Source organism: Microcoleus sp. CAWBG58 (assembly GCF_020883045.1).
Taxonomy (GTDB): Bacteria; Cyanobacteriota; Cyanobacteriia; order Cyanobacteriales; family Microcoleaceae; genus Microcoleus.
Map to the genome: position 1 here is coordinate 60,039 of NZ_JAHRFA010000014.1, position 10,508 is coordinate 70,546.

Genomic DNA, 10,508 nt, shown 5'->3' on the forward strand with positions numbered 1-10,508 from the left:
AAATATACTTAAACTTGCGATCGAACATTCACTGACACAATTGCAGAGCTATGGTGGAGAACACAATGCCCAGTACACTCGATATTAGTTCAGTCTTAGAAATCCTGCGACCTGTGCAAGACCCCGAACTGCAAAAAAGTTTGGTGGAATTGAACATGATTCGTAACATCAAAATTGACGGCGGAGTCGTCAGTTTTACTTTAGTGCTGACAACGCCTGCTTGCCCGCTGCGAGAGTTTATTGTCGAAGATTGCCAAAAAGCGGTCAAACAGTTGCCAGGAGTCGAAAAAGTGGCAGTGGAGGTGACAGCCGAGACTCCCCAGCAGAAGGGAGTGGTCGATCGGCAAGGCATAGAAGGCGTTAAAAATATTATCGCCATTTCCAGCGGCAAAGGCGGCGTCGGCAAAAGCACGGTAGCCGTGAATGTGGCTGTAGCGCTAGCGCAAACCGGCGCAAAGGTGGGTTTGCTAGATGCCGATATCTACGGGCCCAACGACCCAAATATGTTGGGTTTGGGGGACGCGAAAGTGATGGTTAGGGACGGAAAAAGCGGGGAAAGCCTCGAACCCGCCTTTAATTACGGCGTCAAATTGGTGTCGATGGCGTTTTTAATTGAGAAAGACCAGCCTGTAATTTGGCGCGGGCCGATGTTGAATGGGATTATCCGGCAGTTTCTGTATCAGGTGAATTGGGGCGATTTAGATTATCTGATTGTCGATATGCCTCCGGGTACTGGAGACGCGCAGTTGACGATGGCCCAAGCGGTGCCGATGGCGGGTGTGGTGATTGTGACGACGCCGCAGACGGTGGCTTTGTTGGACTCCCGCAAGGGGTTGAAGATGTTCCAGCAGTTGGGAGTGTCGGTGTTGGGAATTGTGGAAAACATGAGCTATTTTGTGCCTCCGGATATGCCTGACAAGCAATATGATATTTTCGGTTCCGGCGGCGGGGAAAAGACGGCGGCAGAGTTGGGAGTGCCGCTGTTAGGCCGCATTCCGCTGGAAATTCCCCTGCGGGAAGGTGGCGATTCGGGCGTGCCGATTGTGGTGGGACAACCGGGTTCTGCTTCGGCGAGGGAGTTGCGGGCGATCGCGGGTCGGATTGCTGGTAAAGTTTCTGTAGCAGCCTTAGCCTAAATTACATTGGAATTAACATTACCCGAAATCAGGAGACTTCACGTGCCCATTAGTGTCAACTTAAGGTCAAATCCAGTCAGAGATTGCTGTTTGACGACTAGGCCCAGATCCCCCCTAGCCCCCCTTAAGAAGGGGGGGACAGAAAGCCTCTTTAAGTCCCCCTTCTTAAGGGGGATTTAGGGGGATCTGGACTCGGATATAAACGAGATTTCTCAAGGGTTTCAGGCTTAAGTTGACACTCCTTGGGCAGTGCCGTGTCCCTACCTGATTATTTTGGGGTAGGGAGACGGCATTGCCGTCTCCGAACTCGATCGCCAAGAAACGTTAAACTATAAAACAGCAAACATCACATTCAAAAAATTATGATTTTTCCTGGTTCCGCAGTTCGAGTTAAAGATAAGGGCGAGATTTACTACGCTTTTCAAGGACAAGTCCAGCGAGTTACCGACGGGAAAGTCGCCGTACTGTTTGAAGGTGGCAATTGGGACAAGTTAGTCACTTTCCGCCTGTCGCAGTTGGAACTTGTCGATGCTACGGCTGGCCGCGCGAAATAGTCATTAGTCATTGGTCATTAGTCAGTTGTTATTTGTTATTTGTTATTAGTACCCACTCACAAATAACAAATAATAAATAACCAACTGCTAACCGCCAACTGTCAACTGTCAACTGTCAACTGTCAACTGACTAATATGCGTTTACCTTTACCCCAATTTGCTACAAAAGAGCGCCATCCCGATCGCATTGCTGAAGTCATCGAGACGGCAACTACAGAGTTTTTGGCTCAATGCTTGGAACCGGATGACTTGAGTTTTCCGGTGATGCCACCTTTTGGGAGTTGGGTGAAGGCCCAAGATGAAGAGTCAAAAAATCAAATCTACGGCGTAGTTTATCATGCTACCACTAGCCCGATCGACTCGGTGCACAGAGCTAGGGCTTTGGGTTTATCGCTGGAAGAGTTGCGGGAAGAACAACCGCAGATTTTTGCGATGCTGAAAACCGAGTTTCGAGTGGCGCTTGTGGGGTTTGAGAAGCCACCGGAAAGGTTGAACGGCCACGGCCCATCGAGGGGTACAATTTATCAGTATTTGCCGCCGCGCCCGCCGCAAATTCACCAAGCGGTTTATCGCTGCGAACCGGATGAGGTGATTGATTTTACGGTGCAGTTGGATTTTTTGAGGACGCTGCTGGGAGTGACGAATGCGCCTGTGGATGCGCTGACGGCTGCGACGATTCGGGAGATTTATCAGTTGCGAATGCGCGATCGATCTTGGTTGGTGGAAGCGGGGAGGAATTTAAGTGTTTTGTTGAAGGATGATTATGACAGGTTGCGGGTGATTTTGAGTCAGATTCATCCGTAATACTCGACAAAATTGAAATAGCCTGAAGCTGGCATTTTATAGATGACAGGTTTCCCAAACTAAACTAAACTATCAATAGTTCAGACCCCACTTTACTGCTATACAAAATAAATCTTATGCAGGGATCCATACTCGCAGGACGCTATCACATCATAAAACACTTGGGAGGCGGTGGCTTCGGTCAGACTTACCTGGCTGAAGATAAAAGGCGATCGGGAAATCTTCGATGTGTCGTCAAACAACTTAAGCCGCAGTTTACCGATCCGCAGACTTTAAGTATAGCTAGACGTTTATTTAAAACAGAAACAGAAAGCCTCCACCAGCTAGGAACTCATTCTCAGATTCCCGAACTTTTGGATCACTTTGAGGAAAATCAAGAATTTTATTTAGTTCAGGAGTTGATTGATGGAAGAGATTTAAGTAAAGAAATTATCCCTGGCCAGCGGCTTAGCGAGTCGGAAGTTATGGCTATTTTGCATGAAATCATAGAAATATTAGTATTTGTTCAGCAACACAAAGTCATCCACCGGGATATTAAACCTACTAATTTAATGAGGCGCAATTCCGATCGCAAAATATTCTTAATTGACTTTGGTGCTGTCAAACAAATTACTACTCAAATAGTTAATACCACTGGGCAAATACCGCCGACTATTGGCATCGGTACTGGTGGCTATATGCCAGCGGAACAAAATAACGGACATCCTAACTTTAGCAGCGATATCTATGCTGTGGGAATGACTGGGATTGAATGGCTGACGGGGATACTTCCTCATGAGTTGCCAAAGGATGCTAATGGTGAAATTGTTTGGCGCGATCGGGCTCAAGTTAGCGACGGCTTTGCTAATATTTTAAACAAAATGGTGCGCTATCATTTTCGCGATCGCTACCAGTCTGCCACAGAGGTGTTGCAAGCTTTCAACAATTTGAGAAGAGTTCCACCACCTACTACTGTAATATCATCTCCTAACTTATTGACATTAATGAGTAACTGGACGCGAGAACATATAATTGGTTTGCTTGGGGTTAGTTTGGCTGCTATATTTGGTGTAGCAGCATTCTTTACACCAGAAATTAGAAAGATGCTGGGATTGGAGGGTGCGGATAATCTGGCAAGTTATGACAATACAGCCCAAGGCATTAAAATCAAATATCCCGATAATTGGACTAAACAAGAAGAGTCTAACGCCATTACCCAAGAGGTGGTTCAATTTATTTCACCGAAAGAAAGCGAGGGCGATAAATTTCAAGAACGGCTGATTGTGACAGTCGAACCTACGACGAATAATAAAACCCTTGATGAATATACCAAGTTATCTAAACAAGAAATCCTGAATTTAGATAAAAATGCTAAGATAGATAAAGAGGAAGAATCTACTCTGGCTGGCAAAAATGGGTATAGAGTTGTTTATACAACAAAAGAAGGGAATGAAGAGTTTAAAAAATTGAATGTTTGGACAATGAAAAATGACAAGGCTTATTTGATAACCTATGAGGCGGAAGCGGGGAAGTACAAGCAATTTTTGCCGATTGTTGAGAAGATGATTAAGTCGCTGGAAGTTCAAGACACGAAATAAATTTATTGAGGCAGTTGTCAGATTATGGTGACAGTATCAATCAAATCAGATCCCCCTAAATTTCCCTTAAAAAGGGTGACTTTGAACCGTCTTGTCCCCCCCTTTTTAAGGGGGGTTAGGGGGGATCTCCGGGTTTAAAAACTTGTTCTAGTCTTTGAACTTCGACATAGATTTGTATTTACCTTTATGCGATACTTGGATGGTGTATAATAATACTAAAAGTCAACCTCAATTAGTGGCAGAATCGGGTAATAATCAAGAGGAAATTATTTATGACCCCCCAATCTGGAACCAAATCACCCTTGGATCGTAAACCGCAAATTCCCCTAACAGAACTCCAGCAAAAAATTGATGCTGGAGTTAAAATTGCTATTGCTAAAGCCATCGAAAAACACCGCAGATTAGGGGAATCAATTAGCATTTGGCAAGATGGCAAAGTAATTACTTTAACTGCCGATCAAATTCCTCCCCTGAAATTAGATAATGATAGTTAATCCTTATTTTGCCATCAAATGAGCAACAAATATTGTAGTCAAAAGGTTTGGGCAATTATTTAGGATTCGGCTACTTTTTCTGGTACTCGCCTATATTTGCCATCTAAACGTTCCTGTCGCTGACGGCGGTTATCAGCTTCTAACATTGCCAGCACTTCATCTAATTTTAAATTGACAATATCAAGCTGCTGGCAAGATTCTCGCATCCTAGCAACATTTTGTTGTCTAGTTTCTAAATCCGGTATTCTGGGCTGTTGAGTCATGGCAGATTCCAACTCCTTTTAATTTCTTGAATACTTGCTTCTGAGCCATCGGCTGCTGCTTCTGTCTCTGCGATCGTCCTATACAAAAAGTCTAGCACATCGGCCGTTGCTGCTGGTTGAGATTCTGCCACCTGTTGCAAGATTCTGTGCAAGCGGTTGTAGGGAATTCTCAGGCGTTCCTTGACATTATCAATTGCTTCTAACTCAGGCATTGTTTCCTGTGTTTCGCCAAATTGCTGTAAGAGGGAATATTCTGCTGCTGTTGCTGTGTCGAGAAGTGCGACTAACCGCTGTTGCAATCTGAAAATAGTGCTGATAGTTTGGTCTGGTAATGTTGCCATGAATTGGAATTTGGAGGATGACAAATTATCAGTATATTAGCACTGACTGGGGCCGAGAAACCGGGTTTTTTACGAAAAATATTTGCGGTAGCCGACAGATTAGGTGAAAACCCGGTTTCTTTGGTTAGCATGGGGGTTGAGAAACCGGGTTTTTACGCAAATACTTTCGTTGCAGCCCATATATTAGGTAAAAACCCGGTTTCTTTCTCCCCGCGCCGGACAAGATAATGCCGTTTCTCTACTAGCGAACTGTTAAATTGTACCGACCTCTTTCGCCTTTTTTATTAGCATTAACAACTACGGTATAGCGGCCGCTGGCGGGTAAGGTGAAAGTGAGGGCTGAATTAGTATTCGATCGGCTGATGTCGTCATTTTTTGCTAACAGTTTTCCATCAGGGCTAAAAAGTGCGACTAAGGTATCAAAATCTTGGCTTTCTACGCTAATTGTAACTGATTGACCGGCACGGCCTACAAACGTATGTTGCTCGTACAGACTTCCGTCAGAGGGAAGGGCAGAGGATCTACCGGGTATTAATGAGCTATTAGCACTCAGTAGGGTGGTAGATGTTGATTGAGTCGGTGTATTATTTTGAAGCTGTCTAATTATAACTAGGAGACTTTGGTAAGTTTTTTGATCTCCTCGTTGCTGAAATAAGTCTGCTGCTTTCTGAAAGTCTTGAATTGCTCCCTCCTTGTCTCCTAAGTCATGGCGGGCTTCACCACGCATGAAGTAGGCATTGAGATCGTTAGGATCAATTCGTAAAGCTTCGTTGTAATCTTGTATCGCTCCCTGCTTGTCTCCTAATTTAGAGCGGGCAGTCCCCCGTATGTAGTAGGCCAGGTCATTATTGGGGTCAATTCGCAAAGCTTCGTTCAAATCAGTGATCGCACCCTGGTTGTCTCCTAAGTCACGGCGGGCAGTTCCCCGCGAACTGTAGGCATCAGCATTATTGGGGTCAATTTTTAGAGCCTCGGTGTAATCTTGTATCGCTCCCTGCTTGTCTCCTAGTGTATTGCGAAAATTAGCCCGGAAGATGTAGGCATAGGCATCATTGGGGTTAATTTTCAGAGCCTGATTGTAATCTTGTATCGCTCCTTGCTTGTCTCCTAACTCAAAGCGGGCTATACCCCGACCTTTGTAGGCATCAGCATTATTGGGGTCAATTTTTAGAGCCTCGGTGTAATCTTGTATCGCTCCCTGCTTGTCTCCTAACTGAACGCGGGCTAAACCCCGATTGAAGTAGGCTGGCGCGTTGTTGGGGTTAATTTTCAGGGCTTCGTTGTAATCTTGTATCGCTCCCTGCTTGTCTCCTAACTCAAAGCGAGCAGTACCCCGCCTTAAGTAGGCTAACACAAAGTTAGGATTGATTAGTAAAGCTTGATCATAATTTGCTATCGCACTCTGGTAGTCTCTTAAACCCTCATAAGCACCGCCCCGAAATATGTAAGCGAGCAGAGTGTTAGGCGCGAGTTTCAAAGCTTGATTGAAGTCCTCGATCGCCCCCCGACGATCTCCTGAAAAAGAGCGAGCTTCACCTCGGTTAGTATAGTCTGTCGCAGATATAGGATTATTTCGCATGACTTGGTTCAAATCGTCTGTAGCCCCCTGAGCGTCTCCCAATTGCTTGCGGGCAAATGATCTGATGAAGAGTGCTTCGACATTGTTAGGCGAGATTCGTAAGGCTTGATTTAAGTCCTGTAGCGCTCCTTTTGTGTCTCTCGAAAGAAAACGTGCCTGCCCTCTATTGACATAAGCAGCAGCATAATTAGGATTAAGCTGAATCGCTTGATTGTAAGCAGCGATAGCACCCTGGAAGTCTGCTTCGTAAAATCTGTTCACACCCTGAATAAAGAAATCATCAGCTTTCGGCCCAGTCGCCACAGGCGCACTCGGAACCTTCACCCCTAAATCCACTTGAGACGAAGCCAACAATCTCAAACTCGTATTAATCGGAATCCCCAGATTAAAACCAGTCTTAGCAATTTGAATATTTTGATTAATACTGCTAGATTCCGCCGCCCTCGTATCCGCCCTCCCGTGAATTCCCACCACCTCGCCATTCTCATTCAACACCGGCCCCCCGCTCATTCCCGGCAGCGTATTGTTACTATAAACCAACGCATAACCATCTTCTAAAGGTCGAGAAGCATTAGCAGTAATTCGCCCATCGGTGAAATTGTAAATCGAAGTATTAATCGCCGCCGAAGTCTTCGGAAAACCTGCCACATAAGCCGCTTTCCCTTCTGTCGCCAAATCCGAGTTGCCAATCTTAGCAACGCTGTAAGTTTGACTGCTGGTAAACTCGACAACTGCTAAATCAATATTTGGCAGTTTTTTGACACTGCTGTAATTGAGCAAATAGCGTTTATTATCAGGGGTAACAATCTCATATTTAGCTTGAGGATCTTTGAAAACGTGACGGGCTGTGAGTACAGTGTAAGTGTTGCCATTCCGTTTGATAATGATTCCAGAACCGGGATTTTTACTGTCAATCAGAACTGTGATAGATTTAGCGATTTTGCCAACTTCATCAGCAGATATTGCGAAAACTGCGGTTGGTTGGGCGATGACAATAGTTGCAACAGTACCTATTAAGGCGATGGGAATTTTGTTAGAGAAGTTCATTGATTTTAGGTGTTAATGGAATAGGTGAGTTGAGCTTAATTTAATTTGTACCTTCGGAAATCTCGTTTGTATCGAAGGCTCGATCCCCCTAAATCCCCCTTAAGAAGGGGGACTTTGAGTTTTCTTGGGTTTCTATGGTTTGTATCGAAGGCTTGATCCCCCTAAATCCCCCTTAAGAAGGGGGACTTTGAGTTTTCCTGGGTTTCTATGGTTTGTGTCCAAGTTTCGATCGCCCTAAATCCCCATTAATAAGAGGGACTTTGAATGCTCTCTTGTCCCCCCCTTCTTAAGGGGGGCTAGGGGGGATCTCCGGGTTTGAAAACACGCGCTAGGAGAATCGATCGCCCATAATGAATAGTCACCTATGGAGAAATAGGAGAAACATTTTCCTCAACAGGTGTCTCTTCCAAATATCTATCCACATCAACAGAACCAGGCCCAGTTTCAGATAATATATATCCAGAAGCCAACCCGCGACGATCCATCAATCTTTGCAAGGTAGCATCAGCATCACTCCCCCGCTTGAGAGTGAATAGCAAAGTCCTATTCGTACAAGCATCATCTTTGTTAACAGCAGCACATACCACCGGTTCTCCGTTCAGAGTCCCAGTGTTAATATATTTAAGAGTACCGTTATCGTAGTTTCGTTGAAATCTTCGACCTACCTCTTGGCAGCGTTTTTGGGCAGTCCACGGCGGCGGAAAATAGTTGTTAGAAGTCCAGCGAACGAGTGGCACATTCCCCCGTGGGGTGCGAACCAAGGTGACAGGCTGTCTGTTGAGAGTAGCGCAGAAAAAGCTATTATTTCCCGCACGACTGGGTTGACTAAACAGCGCACTCGTGGTAGTAGAAACTACTAACCCTGTCAGGAGTCCCGTCAAGATTTTGAATTTCATAAGTATAAATTTTTGATATATTATCTCATAGCTGAGCTACATTTGCAACCTGGAACTTATCCTGATGCTGAAGCCGCAAATCAGTCTGTCATAATTTATTTAAACAAAAAAATCATATGTGGGTAGAGATAACAGCACTAAATCAGATTCCCGAACGGGATATTTTGAAGGTAAAAGTTGAAGGAATTTCACTTATTTTGAATCGCCAAGGTGCGAATGTCACTTGTTACCGCAATGCTTGCACTCATTTAGAATATCCGATCGACATGGGTAAGGTTGATAACGGTATCATTACTTGTCCGTTTCACAAATATCGGTTCGAGTTAGATACTGGTAAATGTTTGAATGCAGCGAGTGATTCTCTAGAGTCTTATCCCGTAAAGATTGAGGGCGAAATCGTTTTTGTTGACATCGATGAATCATGATTCATCAGTCATTTATTCATACCAATTTGAAACAAAATCTCATAATAATAAAAAATGAGAACAAGAAATTAGAGGTTTTTACCTGTAGGGAAACCGCACGGCACCGTGTCTGACAATCTATGCCTTAAGACAGATATTTTTTATACAGTTAATAACCTTTAATAACCGTAACAACAATTTGTCAAAATCTTATTATGTGCTGTTTCCAACACAAACCTGCTAGCCCCGGGAGGCTTTGCCGACATGGGAGTCAAACAAGGCAGAGCATAAGAATCTGAGTTTCCTGGTAAAGTACAAAGTCCCACGCATTTAATAGAAGGGCTCCGAGCATGATACCAGCAATTTTATAACCCAACACGGTTCACTTAAGACAGATCCCCCCTAACCCCCTGAACCAAGCAGGGCAGTTTTATTGTCGGAAAAAGAAATCTGAAACTATCGAAAGCATCGCTCAAAGGTCGGATAGCACTTTTGCCAAGGTACGTAGTTGCGCTTCAGCACTCTGTCCTAATCTTAGAAAGAGCGCTGAAGCGCAACTACGTACCTAATTTATATGACAACAATAAAACCACCCTGCCTAACCCCCCGAACCAAGGGGGGGACAAGAAGCTCTTAAAGTCCCCCTTCGATGCGGGGGATGCGAGGGGGATCTCCGGGCATAAATAGTGTTAAGTAAACCGTATTGTTTTATAACCCAACAAACATTCTCAATAGTGTTCATACTCCTCGTACCTTCACGCGGCAAGGATCGTCAAAGATAAAATCTCAACTAGGGACGGAAAACCAGATATTCCAATAAATAAAATTATGAAAAAACTATGCCTGTTTTTTTTTTGATGGTGATGATTAGCTTGGGAACAGTTGCAATTGTCAGAAGTCAGCAAACAACACCACCTATCAATACCTATAGTCAAACCGTGAAACGGGAAGTCTTCGCGAGTGGTTATCCTAGTGAGGCAGAAGGTAGAATTTTAGAATTAGTACGTTATACCATTCCTGGTATGGCAAAAATGCTGCCTCACCTTCATCCAGGGATGCAAATTTTCAAAGTTGAATTGGGGACACTCACCTATACTGTTGTCCAGGGAATCGCGAAAATTAAACGCGCCAATGGTAAAGAAGAAACCCTAGACGCGGGCCAAACTACTCGTCTGACGGTGGGAGATTCTTTAGTTGAGGCAGGGGGTATGGTGCATTACGGTCAAAATGAAACAGGAGATCTGGTAATTCTGCTTTCCACTTCTCTCCTGGATTCTCAGAAACCGAAAGCAATTTTGATCGAGCGTTAATCGACTTTACTGGTGCTTGGTGGTGGCGGATTAAAGTTTTGAACCGGCATCTGGGGTTCATATGGTGTCCGAGTAATTAAGCACAATCAGATTGGTTCGTAGT

At 44.5% G+C, this 10,508-nt stretch carries 11 protein-coding genes; 7 read left to right on the top strand and 4 right to left on the bottom strand.

Annotated features, from left to right (window positions below; all coding sequences use genetic code 11):
* The first annotated feature begins 65 nt into the window (after positions 1-65).
* From QZ918_RS08745 to QZ918_RS08765, 5 genes are all read left to right on the top strand, one after another.
* The gene (locus tag QZ918_RS08745; RefSeq protein WP_293333562.1) at positions 66-1,136 is read left to right on the top strand and encodes an Mrp/NBP35 family ATP-binding protein; all 1,071 of its coding nucleotides are present in this window, start codon (positions 66-68) and stop codon (positions 1,134-1,136) included.
* Positions 1,137-1,498: 362 nt separating this feature from the next.
* Entirely contained in the window at positions 1,499-1,690 is a 192-nt protein-coding gene (locus QZ918_RS08750; protein ID WP_293333577.1) for an NAD(P)H dehydrogenase subunit NdhS, read from the top strand.
* Between the two features lie 135 nt (positions 1,691-1,825).
* Positions 1,826-2,494, top strand: a complete 669-nt coding sequence (locus QZ918_RS08755; protein ID WP_293333580.1) for an HAS-barrel domain-containing protein — start codon at positions 1,826-1,828, stop codon at positions 2,492-2,494.
* A 116-nt stretch (positions 2,495-2,610) separates the two neighbouring features.
* Positions 2,611-4,071 carry a serine/threonine-protein kinase gene (locus QZ918_RS08760; RefSeq protein WP_293333583.1) on the top strand — a complete coding sequence of 487 codons (1,461 nt, stop codon included), beginning with the start codon at positions 2,611-2,613 and terminating at the stop codon, positions 4,069-4,071.
* Positions 4,072-4,343: 272 nt separating this feature from the next.
* Positions 4,344-4,565 (top strand): hypothetical protein, encoded by a 222-nt coding sequence (locus QZ918_RS08765; RefSeq protein ID WP_293333586.1) that lies wholly within the window; start codon positions 4,344-4,346, stop codon positions 4,563-4,565.
* 59 nt (positions 4,566-4,624) lie between these two features.
* Here QZ918_RS08765 and QZ918_RS08770 read toward each other — a convergent pair whose 3' ends face one another.
* From QZ918_RS08770 to QZ918_RS08785, 4 genes are all read right to left on the bottom strand, one after another.
* Entirely contained in the window at positions 4,625-4,828 is a 204-nt protein-coding gene (locus tag QZ918_RS08770; RefSeq protein ID WP_293191929.1) for a hypothetical protein, read from the bottom strand.
* Entirely contained in the window at positions 4,825-5,169 is a 345-nt protein-coding gene (locus QZ918_RS08775; protein WP_293191927.1) for a hypothetical protein, read from the bottom strand. Before QZ918_RS08775 ends, QZ918_RS08770 begins: the two co-directional genes overlap by 4 nt.
* 241 nt (positions 5,170-5,410) lie before the next feature.
* The gene (locus QZ918_RS08780) at positions 5,411-7,795 is read right to left on the bottom strand and encodes a tetratricopeptide repeat protein (protein ID WP_293333588.1); all 2,385 of its coding nucleotides are present in this window, start codon (positions 7,793-7,795) and stop codon (positions 5,411-5,413) included.
* Between the two features lie 362 nt (positions 7,796-8,157).
* The gene (locus tag QZ918_RS08785) at positions 8,158-8,691 is read right to left on the bottom strand and encodes a COP23 domain-containing protein (RefSeq protein ID WP_293333591.1); all 534 of its coding nucleotides are present in this window, start codon (positions 8,689-8,691) and stop codon (positions 8,158-8,160) included.
* A gap of 116 nt (positions 8,692-8,807) precedes the next feature.
* On the opposite strand from QZ918_RS08785, the gene QZ918_RS08790 reads away from it, so the two are divergent.
* Positions 8,808-9,116, top strand: coding sequence for a Rieske (2Fe-2S) protein (locus QZ918_RS08790; protein ID WP_293333594.1), 309 nt, complete (start codon positions 8,808-8,810; stop codon positions 9,114-9,116).
* An 818-nt stretch (positions 9,117-9,934) separates the two neighbouring features.
* Complete coding sequence (locus QZ918_RS08795; protein WP_293333598.1) at positions 9,935-10,405, top strand: cupin domain-containing protein; 471 nt, start codon at positions 9,935-9,937, stop codon at positions 10,403-10,405.
* Positions 10,406-10,508: the final 103 nt, after the last annotated feature.

What these genes read in the sequence shown, in the direction of transcription:
- QZ918_RS08795 (WP_293333598.1), top strand. Translation starts at nt 9,935, where the DNA reads ATGCCTGTTTTTTTTTTGATGGTGATGATTAGCTTGGGAACAGTTGCA.
- QZ918_RS08770 (WP_293191929.1), bottom strand. Translation starts at nt 4,828, where the DNA reads ATGACTCAACAGCCCAGAATACCGGATTTAGAAACTAGACAACAAAAT.
- QZ918_RS08790 (WP_293333594.1), top strand. Translation starts at nt 8,808, where the DNA reads ATGTGGGTAGAGATAACAGCACTAAATCAGATTCCCGAACGGGATATT.
- QZ918_RS08760 (WP_293333583.1), top strand. Translation starts at nt 2,611, where the DNA reads ATGCAGGGATCCATACTCGCAGGACGCTATCACATCATAAAACACTTG.
- QZ918_RS08755 (WP_293333580.1), top strand. Translation starts at nt 1,826, where the DNA reads ATGCGTTTACCTTTACCCCAATTTGCTACAAAAGAGCGCCATCCCGAT.
- QZ918_RS08775 (WP_293191927.1), bottom strand. Translation starts at nt 5,169, where the DNA reads ATGGCAACATTACCAGACCAAACTATCAGCACTATTTTCAGATTGCAA.
- QZ918_RS08780 (WP_293333588.1), bottom strand. Translation starts at nt 7,795, where the DNA reads ATGAACTTCTCTAACAAAATTCCCATCGCCTTAATAGGTACTGTTGCA.
- QZ918_RS08765 (WP_293333586.1), top strand. Translation starts at nt 4,344, where the DNA reads ATGACCCCCCAATCTGGAACCAAATCACCCTTGGATCGTAAACCGCAA.
- QZ918_RS08785 (WP_293333591.1), bottom strand. Translation starts at nt 8,691, where the DNA reads ATGAAATTCAAAATCTTGACGGGACTCCTGACAGGGTTAGTAGTTTCT.
- QZ918_RS08750 (WP_293333577.1), top strand. Translation starts at nt 1,499, where the DNA reads ATGATTTTTCCTGGTTCCGCAGTTCGAGTTAAAGATAAGGGCGAGATT.
- QZ918_RS08745 (WP_293333562.1), top strand. Translation starts at nt 66, where the DNA reads ATGCCCAGTACACTCGATATTAGTTCAGTCTTAGAAATCCTGCGACCT.